This window comes from Pseudomonas sp. PvP100 (assembly GCF_017833055.1).
GTDB classification, from domain to species: domain Bacteria; phylum Pseudomonadota; class Gammaproteobacteria; order Pseudomonadales; family Pseudomonadaceae; genus Aquipseudomonas; species Aquipseudomonas syringae.
Genome location: NZ_JAFIBO010000001.1, coordinates 5,396,763 through 5,414,036 on the forward strand (window position 1 = coordinate 5,396,763; position 17,274 = coordinate 5,414,036).

Annotated in this window: 17 protein-coding genes; 4 read left to right on the forward strand and 13 right to left on the reverse strand. The window is 58.9% G+C overall.

Translation table 11 applies throughout. The annotated features are described in order from the left end of the window. Positions 1 to 40 precede the first annotated feature (40 nt). From JOE39_RS23335 to JOE39_RS23365, 7 genes are all read right to left on the reverse strand, one after another. On the reverse strand, positions 41 to 1,672 hold the full coding sequence (locus tag JOE39_RS23335; protein WP_024662201.1) for a methyl-accepting chemotaxis protein: 1,632 nt from the start codon (positions 1,670 to 1,672) through the stop codon (positions 41 to 43). A 264-nt stretch (positions 1,673 to 1,936) separates the two neighbouring features. Then, positions 1,937 to 2,929 carry a LacI family DNA-binding transcriptional regulator gene (locus tag JOE39_RS23340; RefSeq protein WP_032661028.1) on the reverse strand — a complete coding sequence of 331 codons (993 nt, stop codon included), beginning with the start codon at positions 2,927 to 2,929 and terminating at the stop codon, positions 1,937 to 1,939. A 67-nt stretch (positions 2,930 to 2,996) separates the two neighbouring features. Next, entirely contained in the window at positions 2,997 to 4,511 is a 1,515-nt protein-coding gene (locus tag JOE39_RS23345; protein WP_032661030.1) for a glycoside hydrolase family 32 protein, read from the reverse strand. Beyond that, positions 4,508 to 5,653, reverse strand: coding sequence for a sn-glycerol-3-phosphate ABC transporter ATP-binding protein UgpC (gene ugpC, locus JOE39_RS23350; protein WP_024638566.1), 1,146 nt, complete (start codon positions 5,651 to 5,653; stop codon positions 4,508 to 4,510). The genes JOE39_RS23345 and ugpC overlap by 4 nt, the downstream gene beginning before the upstream one ends. Positions 5,654 to 5,680: 27 nt before the next feature. Next, positions 5,681 to 6,523 (reverse strand): carbohydrate ABC transporter permease, encoded by an 843-nt coding sequence (locus tag JOE39_RS23355; protein WP_010415692.1) that lies wholly within the window; start codon positions 6,521 to 6,523, stop codon positions 5,681 to 5,683. After that, on the reverse strand, positions 6,520 to 7,482 hold the full coding sequence (locus JOE39_RS23360) for a sugar ABC transporter permease (protein WP_010415690.1): 963 nt from the start codon (positions 7,480 to 7,482) through the stop codon (positions 6,520 to 6,522). Before JOE39_RS23360 ends, JOE39_RS23355 begins: the two co-directional genes overlap by 4 nt. A 21-nt stretch (positions 7,483 to 7,503) precedes the next feature. Beyond that, a complete protein-coding gene (locus JOE39_RS23365) occupies positions 7,504 to 8,778 on the reverse strand; it encodes an ABC transporter substrate-binding protein (protein ID WP_024960598.1) in 1,275 nt (424 codons plus the stop codon). Between the two features lie 167 nt (positions 8,779 to 8,945). On the opposite strand from JOE39_RS23365, the gene JOE39_RS23370 reads away from it, so the two are divergent. Beyond that, on the forward strand, positions 8,946 to 10,523 hold the full coding sequence (locus tag JOE39_RS23370) for a carbohydrate porin (protein WP_032661036.1): 1,578 nt from the start codon (positions 8,946 to 8,948) through the stop codon (positions 10,521 to 10,523). An 87-nt stretch (positions 10,524 to 10,610) separates the two neighbouring features. On the opposite strand, the gene JOE39_RS23375 is transcribed toward JOE39_RS23370, so the two are convergent. From JOE39_RS23375 to JOE39_RS23385, 3 genes are read right to left on the reverse strand one after another with little or no spacing between them, the layout of a single operon-like run. Beyond that, the gene (locus tag JOE39_RS23375) at positions 10,611 to 11,627 is read right to left on the reverse strand and encodes an SMP-30/gluconolactonase/LRE family protein (RefSeq protein WP_057445016.1); all 1,017 of its coding nucleotides are present in this window, start codon (positions 11,625 to 11,627) and stop codon (positions 10,611 to 10,613) included. 20 nt (positions 11,628 to 11,647) lie between these two features. Continuing rightward, entirely contained in the window at positions 11,648 to 12,217 is a 570-nt protein-coding gene (locus tag JOE39_RS23380) for a hypothetical protein (RefSeq protein WP_003317802.1), read from the reverse strand. 56 nt (positions 12,218 to 12,273) lie between these two features. After that, a complete protein-coding gene (locus tag JOE39_RS23385; RefSeq protein ID WP_003317801.1) occupies positions 12,274 to 12,768 on the reverse strand; it encodes a DUF1440 domain-containing protein in 495 nt (164 codons plus the stop codon). Positions 12,769 to 12,899: 131 nt separating this feature from the next. Between JOE39_RS23385 and JOE39_RS23390 the strand changes: the two genes are divergently transcribed. From JOE39_RS23390 to JOE39_RS23400, 3 genes are all read left to right on the forward strand, one after another. Further along, positions 12,900 to 13,820 (forward strand): LysR family transcriptional regulator, encoded by a 921-nt coding sequence (locus tag JOE39_RS23390; RefSeq protein ID WP_057445018.1) that lies wholly within the window; start codon positions 12,900 to 12,902, stop codon positions 13,818 to 13,820. A gap of 157 nt (positions 13,821 to 13,977) precedes the next feature. Next, the gene (locus JOE39_RS23395) at positions 13,978 to 14,133 is read left to right on the forward strand and encodes a hypothetical protein (RefSeq protein ID WP_003317799.1); all 156 of its coding nucleotides are present in this window, start codon (positions 13,978 to 13,980) and stop codon (positions 14,131 to 14,133) included. Positions 14,134 to 14,237: 104 nt separating this feature from the next. Further along, positions 14,238 to 14,909, forward strand: coding sequence for a haloacid dehalogenase type II (locus JOE39_RS23400; RefSeq protein WP_057445020.1), 672 nt, complete (start codon positions 14,238 to 14,240; stop codon positions 14,907 to 14,909). A 32-nt stretch (positions 14,910 to 14,941) separates the two neighbouring features. Here the strand turns inward: JOE39_RS23400 and JOE39_RS23405 are convergent, their stop codons facing one another. The 3 genes from JOE39_RS23405 to JOE39_RS23415 all read right to left on the reverse strand — a co-directional run bounded on the left by JOE39_RS23405 (position 14,942) and on the right by JOE39_RS23415 (position 17,263). Further along, positions 14,942 to 15,385 carry a YetF domain-containing protein gene (locus JOE39_RS23405; protein WP_003317797.1) on the reverse strand — a complete coding sequence of 148 codons (444 nt, stop codon included), beginning with the start codon at positions 15,383 to 15,385 and terminating at the stop codon, positions 14,942 to 14,944. Between the two features lie 14 nt (positions 15,386 to 15,399). After that, a complete protein-coding gene (locus tag JOE39_RS23410; RefSeq protein ID WP_057445029.1) occupies positions 15,400 to 15,927 on the reverse strand; it encodes a hypothetical protein in 528 nt (175 codons plus the stop codon). A 193-nt stretch (positions 15,928 to 16,120) separates the two neighbouring features. Then, positions 16,121 to 17,263: a M20 family metallopeptidase gene (locus tag JOE39_RS23415; RefSeq protein WP_116827524.1), complete on the reverse strand. Its 1,143-nt coding sequence runs from the start codon at positions 17,261 to 17,263 to the stop codon at positions 16,121 to 16,123. Positions 17,264 to 17,274 lie beyond the last annotated feature (11 nt).

A 17,274-nucleotide genomic window follows, 5' to 3' on the forward strand; every position in this document is an offset into this window, starting at 1 on the left:
CAGTATCCACAGCATTCCGACCTGAAGCAGTAGAAACGCTTTAAAGCGAAAACCTCGCCACCAGCTTGTTCATGTCTGCAGCAAGTACTGAGAGCTCGGAACTGGCCGCCGCTGTCTGATTGGCCCCCGTTGCACTCTGAATGGAAAGATCGCGGATACTCATCAGGTTGCCGTCGACCGAGCGGGCGACTTGCGCCTGTTGCTCCGATGCAGTCGCAATCATCAGGTTCATTTCGTTGATTTCATTGATCGCTTTCGCGATCAGGGTCAGCGCTGCTCCGGCTTCATGAGCGATGGTGAGTGTGCCATCGGCCTGATCGCAACTTTCGCTCATGGCCTTGGTGGCCTGTGCAGTGCCCGTGAGGATGTCGCCAATCATTTTCTCGATTTCCTGAGTCGAGGTCTGAGTGCGATGTGCCAGCGCTCTGACTTCATCCGCCACCACTGCAAAACCGCGTCCCTGCTCACCTGCCCGGGCCGCTTCGATGGCCGCGTTCAGGGCCAGGAGATTGGTTTGCTCCGCAATCGTACGAATGACTTCCAATACCTTGCTGATGTCCTTGGACTGTACGGCCAGACGCTCTACATCGACACTGGTGCTCTGCACGGTCTTGCTCAGTTTCTCGATGGCGTCGACCGTGCTGGTGACTCGCGCTGCGCCGGTGCGGGTTGATTGATCAGAGGCTTTGGCTGCATCCGAGGCAGCGGCAGCATTACGCGCGACCTCATCAACCGCAGCGGTCATCTGGTTGACGGCGGTAGCTGCCTGATCGATTTCGTTATTCTGGCGCAGCAAACCTCTGCTCGACTCTTCGGTGACCGCATTCATTTCCTCGGCGGCGGACGCCAGTTGAGTGGATGAATCGCCAATCAGCCTGATCGTATCGCGCAGATTGTTTTGCATCACTTGGGTAGAACGCATCAGATCGGAAAATTCGTCTTTGCCCGTGACAGTAATCACGCTGCGCAGATCACCCTTGGCGATGGTGTCGTTGACCCGCAGCATATCGCGCAGCGGTGTGACGATACTTTTGGTAAACAGCACGGCCAGTACAATCGTTGCCAGTGTCGCGGCTGCAATAATAAAAATCACAAACGTCAAACCACTTTGGTACGACGCCTCGGATTCTTTTCCTGAATTCGCGGCCTCGTCAATGTTAAGTTGAACAAGTCCGGTCACGGCGCCGTCAAGAACACGGGTCACAGGGGTCACATTGGAGCTTAGATAGGCCAGCGCTTCAGTCGGCGTATGTCGCCGAATAAGTGAGGTGACTTCGTCAAATGCAACCAGCATTTTGTCAGTGTTCTCAGAGACGACCGTAAACAGTTGCACTTCTTTTGGGTTCGCATTTTCGCCCGAAACAAAAGGAACATAGAGCTTGATTTGTTTCTTTAATTCCTCGCTAAGCGTGGCTATCGTACTGGTCGTCGTGGCCATGTCTTGCGGATCCGTCTGGGACAGCATTCGGCGGACTTCCAGTCTCAGGCGCAACATTGAGGCATTGATCCGGTCGGCAACCACCACGCTGGCCAATGCGTCGTCTTCAAGGTCTCTGGCAGTCTCGCGAATGTCTCCCATTTTCCATACTGAAATCCCCCCCAAGGCGACCAATAGGAGCGCAATAAACATAAAGCTGAGTGCTGCGCGTGCAGATACTTTCAGGTTTCTCATTGCCACTGACCTCCTTGTAGAATTTATTTTTACGATTTTAGAACTATCGGCGACTAAGGGTTTTACTTGAGGGTGGGGAGGTTAGTTGATTTATTAGTTGTGCGCCTTTTTGTATTCTTGATTTTTTAGTGCGCTATTTTGGGGCGAGAATTTATATAAGTGAGGGATGACTACAGCTTTCTTAATTTGAGCTATTCGTCAGCAGAAGCTTGAAAAATAAGGAAAAAGCTAAACTGTTAGGGTGGCCGGACGCCCACCCTTCAATCATAACGATTCTCTGACCACCAGTGGGCAGTCCACCGGCTGGGAGCCCGATACGTCAAGGCTGTCGATCAAGTGCCGGGCGGCGTTGCGACCGATCTCGTAATACGGCAGTTGCACCGTGGTCAGCGCAGGAATGAACAGCTCGGCGATGCCGATCATGTTGTCATAACCCAGTACGGCGACATCGCCAGGGATTTTCAGGCCTTGGCCCAGCAGCAGCTGGTAGGCACAAAAGGCAATGCGGTCATTGCCGCAGATCAGAATGTCGAACTGCGGACGGCCATCCAGCATGTGCCGGGCAAGGATGGTGGCGGTTTCCCAATAGGCGTCATGCTCGGACAGGTTGTATTGCAAGAGTTCGTCGCCAGCCAGACCGAATGCCTCGCAGGCACGCTGCATACCCGCTTGGCGGATTTCCCAGGCCAGGCTCTGTTTTGGCAGGTTGATGAACAGCGGGCGTCGATAGCCCTTGCTGAACGCGTGGTGCAAGGCACGGTACTGACCGGTTTCGTCGTCCGGCACATAACTGACCAGGCTGCTGTCATTGGCTACGCAGTTGGCGAGCACCAGCGGTTTGCTCTTCAAGCGCTGGGGGATACTCACTTTGCGTAGCCCCATGGCGCTGAAGATCAACCCGTCGGGGCGGTGCGAGAGCATCAGGTCGATGTTCTGGTCGGTGGGCGGGTTGCTTAGCAGGTTGAGGATAAAGACGTTCCAGCCTGCCTGCTGCGCGGTCTGTTCGATGGACAGCAGCAGCTCGACCGCGAACGGCGTCGTTGCGGTGTCCAGGGCGAATACGCCGATGGTTCGTGTCTGCAGGTTGTCGCCGCGAATCCTGCGAGCCGACAGGCTGGGTACGAATTGAAGCTCATCGATCGCGTTGCGCACTCGCTGATACGTCTCGGGGCTCAGTTTTCCCGGATCATTGAGCGCCCGAGATACCGTCATCAGAGACACACCGGCCAGTTTTGCAACGTCTTTAACTGAGGTCATGCGAGGCGGGGCCTGTCGGGTTGACTGATGATTATCATGCTACAGAGACCTGATTTTTTTCGCGACTTCAATGATTTACCGACAGGTATCCCGAGGAGAGTTGCCATGCGTCGGCAATGCAGACTCGGCCTCCGGTTCCATTGGCAATAAGCTTCACCCCCAGGCTGTCGGTCTGTGGATAAAGGCGGCTGCTGAAGCTGAAACTGCCGTTTTGCTCGAACACCTCAATGGATGAGCGATCAAGGAAGATCCGCAGTTCAAGCTGATTCTGTTGTGGGTCTATCGCTACGCTGCGCTGACCGCTGACGTGGGTGCCCGACTGATCTCGGTCCAGGACCAAACGTTTCAGCGCCGCATCGTAGTAAAGCAGAGTCTGCTCCTGGCCATCCTGACTGCAGCGCAATGCCACGCCCAGGTGACCTTCGGTACAGTCGAGCAGGTCCAGATGCACGTGGATTTCCAGCATGTCGCCGTGTATGTCGGTCAGCCACTGGCTACCCGCTTCGCTCCACCAGGGAGTGCTTGGCAATGACGTGTTGCGCAACGCTGTCACTTCGCGTGCGGGTTGTACGCAAAGGCGATTTGCGCGCACTTCAAGTTCACGCGGCAGGCCGAGCATGCCGCGCCAGTGATGCGCCTCGGTTGGGGTCGGGCTCTCCCACATATCGATCCACGCCCACAGCAGACGTCTGCCATCGGCAGCCACCAGCGTCTGCGCCGCATAGAAGTCGTGGCCGCTGTCCAGCTCGATAAAAGGCCCGCCGGTGAATTGCCATTGACTGTCGACCTGGCCCACTCGATAGCCGGTGTGGAACCGGTTCAATCGCTCGTAGCGCTGTGCCGGCATGCCCTGGGGGGAGTAAAGCAGTACGTCGCGTCCATTGAGGCCAAACAGGTCCGGGCATTCCCACATATAGCCGTCGCCTTCGGCGCCTGTGGACACATAGCTGACGAATTCCCAAGCGTGCAGGTCCGTAGATCGATAGATAGGCAGCAGCGGTTTGTCGTCCAGACGTGCGCCGGCAATCAGGTACCAGTGGCCATCCTGTCGCCAGACTTTCGGGTCACGGAAATGAATCATCTCGTCTTGCGGCGGGGTGTCGATGACGGCGCCGTGTTTGATGAAGCTGATGCCGTCGGTACTGGTGGCCAGGCACTGCACCTGACGGATAAAACGCTCGTCGCCCACTTCACCCAGCCATGTGTGCCCGGTGTAGATCAGCGCCAGGGTATCGCCACACACCACTGCACTTCCGGAAAAACAGCCGTCCCGATCGTAGTCATCACCGGGTGCCAAGGCAATGGGCAGGTGTTGCCAATGGACCAGATCGGCACTCTTTGCATGGCCCCAGTACATCGGGCCCCATTTCGCGTCGAACGGGTGGTGCTGATAGAACACATGATATTCGCCGCGAAAGAACACCACCCCGTTAGGGTCGTTCATCCAGCCTGCCGGCGGGGCCAGGTGGTAACCGGGGCGATAATCGTGGACGAGCTGCGACAGGCCCTCTTCCAGCGCATGGTGCGCGCGTTCGAGGGCGGGGGACATCGGGTTGCTCATGGCATTCACGGAAAAACTCATAGGGTGCCTGCTTGTACGAGGTGCGGTGTGGTGCCGGGTGTCAGGTGTTGACTGGCGTCTGTGTGGCGCTTCAGGGCCAGGCCATCGGCGTCGAACAGGTGCAGGTTGCTGTCGTCGAATTGCAGCGCGACCTGGTCGCCCACCTGCCAGCCGGCCTTGGCATCGCAGCGACAAATCAAGGGCTCGCTCGCCCCGGTAGCCAGGTGCACATAGACCTCGCTGCCCAGGTATTCGACACCGGATACCGTGACGCCAACGCCATTGTTCGCAGCATTGAGGGTGATGTGCTCCGGGCGAACACCCAGGGTTAGTTGCGCATCCTCGGTCAGATTCGAGCTGTCGAAGGGCAGGGATTTCATGCCCAGTGCCGGGATATCGATCAGACTGCTGCGACCCGGTGCCTGCAAGCTCACGGGCAGAAAATTCATTCTCGGCGAGCCCAGAAAACCGGCGACGAAAAGGCTGGCAGGGCGCTCGTAGAGTTCGCGTGGTGAGCCGACCTGTTCGACCTGACCGCCGTTGAGCACAACAATCTTGTCCGCCAGGGTCATCGCCTCGACCTGATCGTGGGTGACGTAGATCATCGTCGAGCCCAGCCGCTTGTGGAGCCGGGCGATTTCGTTGCGCATCTGAACCCGCAACGAGGCGTCCAGGTTGGAGAGCGGTTCATCGAACAACAGGATGTCCGGTTCCCGCGCCATGGCTCTGCCCATGGCCACACGCTGACGCTGTCCGCCGGACAGTTCCCGGGGTTTGCGTTGCAGCAGTTTGTCCAGTTGCAGGATCTGCGCGGTTTTCAGCACGCGTTCGCGCAGACTGCTTTTTTCCGTCTTGGCCAGCTTGAGGCCAAAACTGATGTTGTCGTAGACGCTCATGTGCGGGTACAGGGCGTAGGACTGAAAGACCATACCGACACCACGCTCGCGCGGTTCCAGGTCATTGACCCGTCGTCCGTCGATCAGCAGGTCGCCAGCACAGATCGAATCCAGTCCGGCGATCAGGCGCAGCAGTGTCGACTTTCCGCAGCCCGAAGGGCCGACGAACACAACGAACTCACCTGCAGCGATCTCCAGGCTGACGTCGCGCAGAATACGCGTACCGCCCAATTGCTTGTTGATGTTGGCTAGCTTCAATTTCATCACGATGCTGTTCCTTGTCAGTTGTGTGCATCAACCTTTCAACGCGCCGGCAGTGAGGCCGGAAACGATGCGGCGCTGGAAGATCAGCACCAGAATCACCAGTGGCACGGTCACCAGCACCGACGCCGCCATCAACAGACCCCAGGGCAATTCGTGGGAGCTGCCACCCGAGATCAGGGCGATGGCGACCGGGACCGTTCGTTGCGCGTCTGTCAGGGTGAAGGTCAGGGCAAACAGGAACTCGTTCCACGCGGCAATGAACGCCAGCAGGCCGGTCGTGACCAGTGCGGGCCACAGCAACGGCAACAACACGCGGGTCAGCGTGACCCAGGGCGATGCGCCATCCATGATTGCCGCTTCTTCCAGTTCATGTGGCAGTTGCCCCATGAACGTGGTCAGCACCCAGACGGTGAAGGGCAGGGTGAAAATCGTGTAGCTCAGGATCAGCGCCCATGAGGTGTTGTACAGACCCAGTGCGCGGATCACTTCAAAAAGTCCCGACAGCACCGCGACCTGAGGAAACATCGAGACGCCGAGCACCATCATCAGCACCGTGCCGCGCCCTCGGAACTTGACCCTGCCCAAGGCATAGGACGCCGTCAGGCCGAGGAACAGCGCCAGCACCACCACACTCAGCGCAACCACCAGTGAGTTGGCGATGGCCTGCAGGAATGAAGCCTGGCTGAGGACCGCTGCGTAATTGGAAAAGTCGGCTTCGGTGATCCAGTAGCTCACTTCAAACAAGGCACTGGACGGTTTCAGCGAGGTCAGGACGGCGTAATAGAAAGGGAAGATCGCGTACAGCAGCACGACCCCGACCAGGCCCCAGAAGGCCAGACGCAGCAGCAATTTCTTCAGTGGGCGCAGGTTCATGAGCGCACCTCCAGCTGGCGACGTCCGAGGTACAGGTAAAGCATGGCAATCACGGCCACGACCAGAAACAGCAGGGTGGAGGCGGCGCTGCCGTAGCCGACGTCCTGGAACTCCACCAGGTGCTGGCGGGCATAGACCGACATGCTCATGGTGCTCGAAGAGTTAGAGGTCAGGACGTAGATGACGTCGAAGACCCGCAACGAGTCGAGGATGCGAAAGATTGCAGCGACCAACAAGGCGGGCATCAGCAACGGCAAGGTGACACGCCAGAACACCCGCACGGGATGAATGCCGTCGACCCGTGCGGCTTCGTAGCAATCGCTTGGCAGCATCTGCAGTGCCGCGAGCATCAGCAGGGTGACAAAGGGCACGGTCTTCCAGACGTCGACAATGATCACTGCCCACATCGACAGGTCCGCATCTGCCGTCCAGGCCAGCGGCGCGTCGATCAGGCCCAGGCCCAGCATCATGTGGTTGATGATGCCGAACTGGTCATTGAGCATCCACGACCAGATCTTCGCCGAGACGATGGTCGGAATCGCCCACGGGATCAGAATCAACGCACGGACCAGCGCGCGTCCGGTGAACTTGACGTTCAACAGCAACGCCACCATCAGTCCCAGAACCATTTCCAGCCCGACCGACACCACGGTGAAATGCAGGGTGTTGCGCACCGCGTTCCACCATTGCGGATCGACCAGAACGCCAGACCAGATGACGCCGTCGAAGAGCAGATAATTGCTCAGGCCCACGAATGAGCCACTGCCGGTATCCGACAGATCGGCGTCGGTCAGGCTGAACCAGAATGTGCGCAGCAACGGCCAGGCCGCCACCAGCACCAGGCACACCAGCATCGGCGTCAGAAACAGCCAGGCGGCGCGTAGCCTGCGACGTTGTACGGGCGTTTCCCGGGTGACGAGTTCGTCGTCTCCGGGGTAGTCGGTAGAAGAGACAGGCATGTTGATTTCCTTACGTGTGGCTTACCAGTTCCGGCGTTTGATGCGGGTCAGTTCGCGTTCCAGTTCGACCAGTGCCTGATCGACCGGTATATCGCCCGCCAGCACGCTATGCACCCGATCGAAGAATGCGTTGGAGACGCGTGGGTAGCCGTTAGCCGTGATGGCGGCGGGGCGCATGACCCCATTGCTGAGGATGCTGTGCAACTGGGGGTAGTAAGGCATCGCCGCGAGCAACTCGGGGTCGGCATACAGGGACTCGATGACCGGGTTGTAGGCACCTGCCAGAGCACGCTGTTTTTGCTGTTGGGCGCTGGTCAGGTAGGCAACCAGTTCTGCCGCAAGTTTGGGGTTGCGGCTGTAGCGCGAAACCGCCAGTCCCCAGCCGCCGAGCGTTGAAGCGTGGGTGCCGTTCGCGCCGCCACTGGGCAGGGGCGCGACGCCGACCTTGTCTTTTATCGCGCTGTCCTTGCTTTGCACCAAGGCCCAGACGTAAGGCCAGTTGCGCATGAACAGCGCATTTCCCGACTGGAATACGCCGCGGCCTTCTTCCTCGGTGTAATTGAGGACGCCGGGCGGGGAAATGTCGCCGACCCAGCTTTTGGCCAGGGTCAGCGCGACTCGTGAGGCCTGGCTGTTGACCACGATGTCTCCGCGCGGGTTGACCAGTCCGCCGTCCGGCTGGCTGCTGATCCATTCCAGGGCGTTGCACGTCAGGCCTTCATAGGCGCGCCCTTGGAACACGTAGCCCCACATAGTGGCGTTCCCGGCATCGCGTTCGGCTTTTTGCACTTTTTTGGCGGTAGCGGTCATGTCCTCCCAGGTCTGGGGGACCTGCTGTTGGTACTTGTCGAGCAGATCCTTGCGGTAGTACAGCAGCCCCGAATCGGTAAACCAGGGCATCGACACCAGCCGGCCGTCGACGGTGGCGTTGTCCACCTGGGCCTGGAAATAGCCTTGTGTCGCAGTCGCCGGAAGCAGTTCGCGCAGGTCCGTCAGGTGTTTGGCGAGCATCCCCGGCCACACCATGTCGATTTGAATGATGTCGATGTCGGTGGACTGGGCACTGAGGATCTGCTGGTAGAACGACAGGCGCTCGGTCGCAGAGTTAGGCGTGGAAACCACCTGAACGTTGTTGCCGGTCTGTTTTGACCAGCTATCGACTGCCTCCTTGCACAGTTGCAATTCAGCGCCGACGGCCCCGCACGAGATCGTCAGATCGGCTGCGTTCGACAGCGCAGAAAAACCGGCAGACAGGGTGAGCAGCGCGGCGGGAAGAAGAGATTTCAGCTGTTTCATAGAGCCCTCTTTATTTTTGTTTTTATAAAAGTTAACGTTAACATCGTCAATGTAGCAGCGTATTTTCGATGTGGCACCCTTTTTTCTTCGATTTGCACAATTTTTCGCTGAAGAGAAAAGGCTCGGCCAACGTCACGAAAACAATAAAAACAAAACAGGAAGTCCACATGCAGAACGCATCAAGATGGCTACTCGCAGGGGTACTCGGTACGTCGACAACCGTCGCCCAGGCCGCGACGCTGGAAGAGCGGATGGCCGCATTTGAAGCCCGTGCCAGCGCTGCGGAAAAACGTGCAGCCGCAGCCGAACAGCAGACCCAGGCGCTCGCCCGGGAGCTTCAGCAACTCAAGCTCGCCACCCCCGCTGTGCAGGCTGCCGCGCCCACTTCCACGCCGACTGTGGCAGCCAGTCCCCAGCCCGCTCTGGATGATCGCGTGGCAAAACTCGAAGCCCGCCAGCAAAGCATGGAGAAGCCAAGCGGTGTCGGACACCTCACCGACGGGTTCAGCTTCAAGGGCTATGCTCGCTCCGGTCTGTTGATCAACGACGGCCTGGGCGGCGGTCGCGGCGGGCCTTATACAACCCCCGCGGGTTCAGTGGGTGGAGCAGTCGGGCGTCTGGGTAACGAAGACGACACCTACATGCGCTTCGATCTGTCGAAAGAAATCTATGCGCAGAACGGCACACGTTCCAAGTTCACCGTCTCCATCGCCGATGGTGTTGAGAGCTATAACGACTGGACGGCTACCGAAAGCAAGCTGAACGTGCGTCAGGTATTTACCGAACTCGACCACATCGCCGCCTTCAAGGGTAATTCGGTGTTCGAGAACTCCACCCTGTGGGCCGGCAAGCGCTTCGACAGGGATAATTTCGATATCCACTGGCTGGACTCGGACGTGGTCTTTCTGGCCGGTACCGGTGGCGGTATCTACGATGTGCAGATGACCAAGGACTGGCGCTCGAACTATTCCCTGATCGGACGTAACTACGGAGATTTCAGTGAGGGCGGCGTCGATGCCGATGTGGAAAGCTACATCCTGACCTCCAACCAGTTCTTCGACAATGGTCAGTGGCAGTGGATGTTCAACGCCATTGGCGCAAAGAAAAACGACGTCGGTACGCGCACCAATCAAGCCGGTTTCGCACCCGCAGATTCAGGCTTGCACACCATGTTGGCCAATCACCAGAAGGACTTTTTCGGCCGCGAAGGCTTCTTCAAGACGGCGTTGCTCTATGGGCAGGGCCTGGGTGCACAGGTCAAGGACATTGGCTCGGATGGCGAACTGCTCGACGACGCCCGCGCGTTGCGTCTGGCCATGTATGGCGAGACGCCTATCGCGCCGGGATGGCGCATCGGACCGAGCCTGCTGGCCGAGCAGAGCAAAGACCGCTATGTCAAAGGCGACGACTACCGCTGGCTCACGCTGAACATGCGCCTGGCCAACGAGATCAACAGCAACTTCGAGATGGCCTACGAACTGAGTTGGCAAACCATGGACCTCAACCCCCAAGGCTACCTGCAACGCAATGCGGTCGACGGTAACTTCTGGAAGTTTACGGTTGCGCCGACCTTCAAGCCGGACATGGGTGACCTGCTCACACGTCCCGAACTGCGAGTGTTCGCAAGCCTCATGAACTGGTCTTCGGACCTGGACCGCTACAGCACGACCGGCAACTTCGGCAAAAGCGACTTCAACGCCGGAGGTGTTTGGCAGTTCGGCATTCAGATGGAGACTTGGTTCTAGGCACGGTATTCAAAGCCCGGCGCGATGTGCCGGGCTTTGAATCTGTCTAGCAATGGTGGGCCTGACTAAATGAGCATCGAGGCAGTCTTACTGACCCGCAACGCTCTTCGTCACCTCCACCCTGAGCACCTTGTTGGCAGCGGTAATGTACGCCCAGCTTGTCTGCTCGCTGGAGCAGAACGTCAGGTTGCTGGTATCGGCAGCCGAGACCAGCAGTTTGCCGAGTGGCTTGCCTGCTGCGGAAAACACCTGAATACCTTCCTTGCTGCTGCTCCACAGATTACCCAGCGCGTCGACTGCGATCCCGTCAGGGATGCCGGGCTCGATGTCAGCGAACACTTTGCCGTTGATCAAGCGACCGTCGCGCACCTGATAGACCATGATGCGATGTGCCAGCTTCTTGTTGGTGAAGTCGTGGGCCATTTGTGAGTCGGCCACATAAAGCAGCTGTTGATCCGGCGAGAAAGCCAGGCCGTTGGGCGAGTGGACTTCGGAGGTGTCGAGGCGGGTGATTTCCCCAGTGTCGGGTACGTAGCGATAGATGAACTCGCCGCCTTGCTCGGGCTTGCCGCCATAGCCCTCGCTTTTGCTCAGCACCCCGAAGGTGGGATCGGAAAACCAGAGAGCGCCGCTCTTATCCGCCACGACATCGTTCGGGCTGTTCAGCCGTTTGCCCTGGTAAGTGTCGACCAACGTATGCCACTCACCATTAGGCTCCTGTCGCACGATGCCGCGCTTGCCATGCGAGGCTGCCACCACACGGCCCTGGCCGTCGAGCGTATGCCCATTTTGAAAGTCGGCCTTTTCCAGCCAGGTAGACACGCCACCCTTTGCCTGCCAACTGCTGACTTTGTTGGCCTTGATGTCACTCCAGATCAAACGGCCATCGGCCAGGCACAGCGGGCCTTCTGCCCACTTCGCCTGATCGGTCAGCAGCTCGACGCGGGCCTGGGGGGCAACCAGTTGACTGAAGGCTGGATCGATAACCACTTGCCGAACAGGGGCGACGGCGTCGGCTGCGCCTGCTGAACCTGCGGCCAGGAGCGCACCGCCCAATAACCATGAGGAGGGGCGCAGAAAGTGTTTTTTACGGGTCGGTTTCATGTGTTCAGGTCCGTAGGCGATCAATAGGCACAGCTGCCATTGGTACGTTTGTCAGCCGCACTTGGTTTAAGTTTGATGATCAGTTGAACATTGGGTTGATCACCCACGGTGCGGGTCAGGTGGCCTACACGCTCGTCATCCGGACGCGGCCGGGACCGGGTGTCGGCATTGAACTGCATCTCTCCCGGTCCTTGCACCAGCACACTGCCATCGGTGGTCTCCACTGACCATTGCCCCTGCAGGGTGATGACCCATTGTGGACCCGGCGCGTGGTGCCAGTTGCCGACGTATCCCACCGGCAGCACCGCATAAGCGATGCTTTCAATATCGTCAGGAGAGACGCCGACCCATTGCGGCGCGGCTGGCGGGGCATAGCTTTTGAACTCCAGGCCTTCCAGGCGGCAGTGGCCCACATGCGTGGCACCTTTTTCGTCAGCCCACAGCGTTGCATACGAAACAGGCGGTTGCAGTTGACCGTTGCTGTGAGTCATTTGCGTAGACTCTTTCGGCACCGATTGCACGTCGGCATTGGCACTCGCCATGCCCGCGCAGGCGGCGCAGGCCAGAGCCAGTGTGTATAGAGATTTCATCGGGTCACTCCGTTTACAGGGAAATTCCATGTGTCTGTCGCAAGGCAGCGCGCTGCTCAGGCCGGTCGGGTGTGAGGCAGCCAGCGCTGCTGCAAGTCCCGCCGTATGACTTCGATCACCCACATCCACAGCAAGTGCCCGAACGTTTCAGACAGCAACTCCGACGCGGGCAGCTCCCACAGCGGCGGTGCCCAATGGAACGCGGGCAGGATGACGCCGTGAAACCCCAGGGTCATCAACAGGCCGAAACCCAGACCCTGCCACAGGGCGGTGCGCGGATACCTGAGTACAAGCAGGCAATAGAACATGGCGAAGAAGATGGAAAAGCCATGGTGGACCAGAGCACTGCCGTAATTCACCACATGCTCGGAATACACATAAGTCAGCTGCTGAGCGTTGATGCCCAGCGAATCAAGCATCTCCACGGGCGGGACCGGGCGGTCCGGCGTGCGAGGCGGGAAGGGTATTTCCGTGCCCCATTTGATGAAACTGGAAACATTGCCCCCGACAAAGCCGGCCAGTGCGGCGACACCATACGCTCGCGTGTTCAAATCAGCGCCCCTTCTTCATAGACCAGGCTGTGAGCGATCTCGCCCCAGCCGTTGAACCACGAAGTATGTGCAACGCTCATTTATTTGTAACATACTAATTTGATAGCTCATTGATACTAAAAAAATATCAGATGATTGATTTGAAATTGATGCGTCAGTACGTGGTGGTCGCTGAAACCTTGAATTTTCGCAAGGCTGCGCAGCGCTTGAACATGTCACAGCCGCCCCTGAGCGTTGCGATTCGTCGTCTGGAAGAATGCCTGGGCGTGCAGTTGTTGCTGCGCAGTACGCGCTCTACGCAATTGACCACTGCGGGCGTCGTGTTTCTGGCCGAGGCGCGGCAGACACTGCTGCAGGCCGAACGGGCCTGCGAAATGGCACGTCGCTCAGCGGCCGGCATGCTCGGTACGATTCGCCTGGGCTTTGTCGACAGCGTGGTCGATGGTTTACTGCCGGCGCTGCTGCGTCGCTATCAGGCCGCGAACCCGAACGTCGATATTCAACTGCAGGAGGCCACCCCACCCGAGCAGCTTGAAGGCCTGCGCAATGACCGGCTGGACGTCGGCATTCTGGTGTTGCCGGTCATCGACCCGGGCAACATCCAGATCGAGCCGTTGTTCGAGGACCGCATGGTTGCGGTGCTGCCGCAGGATCATCCCTTGGCCGAGCAGACATCCATCGGTCTTGCGGCGTTGGCAGACCAATCCTGGATTCTGTTCGCCCCGCATCATGGCCCGGGCATGCACTCGCATATTTTGCTGGCCTGCGCCAGTGCGGGCTTTACCCCCCGGGTCGTGCAACAGCCTCGCCAGATGCAGACCACCGCCGCGCTGGTCGCCGGAGGAATGGGCGTGGCGCTCATGCCGCAGCGCTATGCCCGACGACAGCCGGGGCGGTTGGCCTGTCGGGAGCTGACGGGCCCAGGCACACCTGTTGCCTATGTACTGGCGCTGGCGTATCGCGAGCTGTCTCCGTGTGCGCAGTCCTTGCGCGACGTGATCATGGAGCTGGTTCAGTCGCCGGCGTTCAAGCTGGCGTCCGCCGAGTCATGACACCGTCGCCTGGGCTCAGGCCCAAACCCGCTATTCGCATGCCGGTTCAAATGCACTGAACGCCTTGCTACGGCCTGACTCCAAATCTTGCCCCGGCGCTCAAACCCATGCATCACGTCGATGGGTGTTCGAATCCTCTGCCAATCAAGGAATTCCCATGACCGATCCACGTAACGTTGCCCACGACAAAAAAGTCCAGCAAGAGAAAAAGAACCACGGCGAAGAAATCGCGCCGAATGCCGAGCATGCGCCTCAGCCAGGCATGAAGCCGGCACTCAAGCATGATGATGACGAGCAGGAAGAACAGGCGTAAGCCAGTGATCTGATCGTGACCTTTGGCGGTGCTGGCTGATGTCAGCATCCGCTGGGCTACTCCTTCGAGGTCAGCACTTCAGGCAGGCAACAGGGGCTCATAGCATGCTCAAACACATCATTTTTGACGTAAACGAGACGCTGCTGGATCTGGCCGCGCTCGACGCTTTCTTCGCGGGACTGTTCGGCGACAGCCGTTTGCGCACCGAATGGTTCCTGACGCTGCAAGAGTGCTGGATGACCAACACCATAACCGGCCAGTACCAGGCGTTTGGTGATCTGGCGCAGGGCGCTTTGAGAATGGTTGCCGCACGGCACCAGGTGGAAGTGGGCGACGATCAGTGCCACGCCTTGGCCGCTGCCATCAAATCTCTTCCTGCGCACAAGGACGTTCATCAGGCACTGCAGTTATTGAACGACAACGGATTTGTGCTCATTGCCCTGAGCAATGGCGCGCTGGAGGCGCTGCAGCAACAGCTCGAATTTGCAGGATTGACCGGCTGCTTCGAGCACATCATGGCAGGCAGCGAAATCAGTCAATTCAAGCCAGCCGCGGCAACCTACCAAATGGTCGCACAGCGCTTGGGCATCGCCACCGATCAGATGGTCATGGTCGCTGCGCACGCTTGGGACATCGCCGGCGCCGCCCAGGCTGGGTGTCGCACTGCGTTTGTCGAGCGTCCGGGAAAGGTGCTCAACCCGATAGGCACCCAGCCTGACTTGATCGGCAAAGATGTTCAGGATGTCGCCATTAAACTCTGCGCAGGTAAGCTTTAGCGCTGATTCGCGAGTCGTCCTCAAGCCGTCCCTTATTTAAAGGGGATGACCGATATCTCGCCATTCCTTTCAATGATCGCGTACCTGATGTCCTTCATCTCCACGATCCCTTGCGTGGTTCGTGCTGCCTCCATCACATCGGATTCACTGATGCGCGCCTCTCTCATTCGCTTGGTCAGTGGCTTGCCGTCTTCCACGATGACCGTGGGGCCGCCATCCAGAAATTTGGCCAGTCGCTTCGATCGACGTTTGGCCAGGGAAAAGCCGACGTCTATGGCGATAAGGGTGGAGATAATCAGTATCGCGTTAGTCACCGAAAAATCATCGCCCAGCAGCGCTTGCTGAGTGGCCTCGCCAATGATCAGCAACAGGACGAAATCGAAGGTGGTGAGGTCGGTAAGGGAGCGGCGTCCGGCAACACGAAACAAGACCATCAAGACAAAATAAATCGCTGCTGCTCTGAGCACTGCATCCATAAATCGCTTTCTCTCTACGGGTAGATAAACCTGGGCATCGGCAGGGTTTCGCCACCCAGCATATGCATTTGCCCTCGGTACAGTCCCACCCCGTTACTGCGAACAGTCAGGTACAAAGTGGCTAAACCGTCCTTGTCGGCCTGCATCGGAATGACCAGATCACGGCCTTCGCTGTGAAGGGGTGCAGGCTGGGGATTAAGTTTCTCGATCGACACGCCTTCGAGCAGCCCACTGCCGACGACCAGATAACGCATCTCGGAGGAGGCGCCTTTGGACGTGACAATCATATCGTCCTGACTGCCGTTGCGGCTGAAACGCTCGTAGCTCACCTGCAGTTTGCCGTCTGCCGTTTGAGGCTCGACCTGGCTCAACGGCCCTTTGGAAAACAAGCCGGCCAGGGTCAGCACTATCAGTACAATCAGGCCTGCCCAGCCGATGCGCTCAAAGCGCCAGACTCGACGCTGCTGCGCCATATCTTCCTGGACGGGATATGACCGGCTGCGGAACTCATGGTCGTCCGCCTCATCACCGCTTAGTGCCATTAACGTGCTGTCCATTAGGGAAATTTTGTAGACACCTTATTACGCGTTCACCCCGTCCGCTGTCCAGAACGGTTTACATCCTTGTCATGACTATGGCCGTTCCGGGTGAGTGGCCGCCTTGCGCAGCCGGTTCGAATGTGAGTCGAGCGAATGCCGACGAGGAGGGCTATGAAGGGCTGGTGAGAGTCTTGCGTCAGTCGTTCATCGGCGCGTGCATGGCTGTCCAGTCTTCGATCAATCCGGCATACAACTCGACGCATTGGTGAAGTTTGTCGACTTCACAATACTCATCGACCTTGTGCGCCATAGCGGGCTCCCCCGGGCCGAGAATAAGGGTGGGCGGATAGCCGATGGCGGGGAGCAGCACGGCAGCATCGGTAAAGTAGGGCACTGCCTTTTCCTCCAGGGGAGCGTCATGCAAGGCCTGGCAGCGTGCAAAAACCTGTTGCACCCAAGGCTCGTCGGGGCTGGCACAAATACCAGGCAGATCAATCAGGGTGCTCAACTCCGCGCTGCTGCCCAGGTGGGCCGCCAGCCGTCCGCGAATTTCATCGTGGTCCAGATTCGGTGCAGTGCGCAGGTCCAGGGTAAACGCTGCGTAGTCCGGCACCGAGTTGATGTTCAGGCCGCCGCTGATGGTGCCGACGTTCAGCGTCGGCTTGCGCATGAGCGGATGTGCAGGGCCTACTTCAAAGGTCTGCGCGCGGCCAATGTGTTCGGCGGCCAGGTAGATAGCGTTCACGCCTTCTTCCGGCATGGCGCCGTGGGCCGTCAGGCCATGGCTGGCGCAGCGCAGCCATAGCGCGCCTTTGTGCCCGAGTATCGGGTAGTTGGCTGTAGGCTCTCCGATCAGCAGTGCGCCCAGCTCACCGAGCAAATGGGGCGCGTCACTGCACAGGGCCTTGGCGCCGTCACAGCCGGTTTCCTCTCCGCCGGTAAGTATCAGACGAACGCCGGGCCCGCGCTGAATGGAATCACGGCTGCGCTGGCAGGCCACGATGAAGGCGGCAATGCCCGCTTTCATGTCGCTGGCCCCTCGCCCGTACAGCCGGCCGTCGACGATCTCACCGGCAAACGGCGAGTGACTCCAAATGGCATTGCCGAGCGGTACGGTATCCAGGTGGCCGGTGAACCCCAGCGGTTTGCCGTGTCCGTCGCCCTCAAGCCAGGCGACCAGATTGAAACGGCGCTCACCGAAACGCTGCAGCTCGCAGACAAACCCGTGGCGGGTCAGCTGTTCGGCAAGAAAAGCCGCACACGCTTCTTCATCGCCCGGCGGGTTGAGGGTCTGGAACGCCAGCAGGGCTCGGGTCAGGGCTATCGGGTCATCAAGCATCGGAGCCTCCG

Coding starts and splice junctions, on each gene's coding strand:
- JOE39_RS23335 (WP_024662201.1), bottom strand. CDS start 1,672: ATGAGAAACCTGAAAGTATCTGCACGCGCAGCACTCAGCTTTATGTTT.
- JOE39_RS23340 (WP_032661028.1), bottom strand. CDS start 2,929: ATGACCTCAGTTAAAGACGTTGCAAAACTGGCCGGTGTGTCTCTGATG.
- JOE39_RS23345 (WP_032661030.1), bottom strand. CDS start 4,511: ATGAGTTTTTCCGTGAATGCCATGAGCAACCCGATGTCCCCCGCCCTC.
- JOE39_RS23355 (WP_010415692.1), bottom strand. CDS start 6,523: ATGAACCTGCGCCCACTGAAGAAATTGCTGCTGCGTCTGGCCTTCTGG.
- JOE39_RS23360 (WP_010415690.1), bottom strand. CDS start 7,482: ATGCCTGTCTCTTCTACCGACTACCCCGGAGACGACGAACTCGTCACC.
- JOE39_RS23365 (WP_024960598.1), bottom strand. CDS start 8,778: ATGAAACAGCTGAAATCTCTTCTTCCCGCCGCGCTGCTCACCCTGTCT.
- JOE39_RS23370 (WP_032661036.1), top strand. CDS start 8,946: ATGCAGAACGCATCAAGATGGCTACTCGCAGGGGTACTCGGTACGTCG.
- JOE39_RS23375 (WP_057445016.1), bottom strand. CDS start 11,627: ATGAAACCGACCCGTAAAAAACACTTTCTGCGCCCCTCCTCATGGTTA.
- JOE39_RS23380 (WP_003317802.1), bottom strand. CDS start 12,217: ATGAAATCTCTATACACACTGGCTCTGGCCTGCGCCGCCTGCGCGGGC.
- JOE39_RS23390 (WP_057445018.1), top strand. CDS start 12,900: ATGATTGATTTGAAATTGATGCGTCAGTACGTGGTGGTCGCTGAAACC.
- JOE39_RS23395 (WP_003317799.1), top strand. CDS start 13,978: ATGACCGATCCACGTAACGTTGCCCACGACAAAAAAGTCCAGCAAGAG.
- JOE39_RS23400 (WP_057445020.1), top strand. CDS start 14,238: ATGCTCAAACACATCATTTTTGACGTAAACGAGACGCTGCTGGATCTG.
- JOE39_RS23405 (WP_003317797.1), bottom strand. CDS start 15,385: ATGGATGCAGTGCTCAGAGCAGCAGCGATTTATTTTGTCTTGATGGTC.
- JOE39_RS23410 (WP_057445029.1), bottom strand. CDS start 15,927: ATGGCACTAAGCGGTGATGAGGCGGACGACCATGAGTTCCGCAGCCGG.
- JOE39_RS23415 (WP_116827524.1), bottom strand. CDS start 17,263: ATGCTTGATGACCCGATAGCCCTGACCCGAGCCCTGCTGGCGTTCCAG.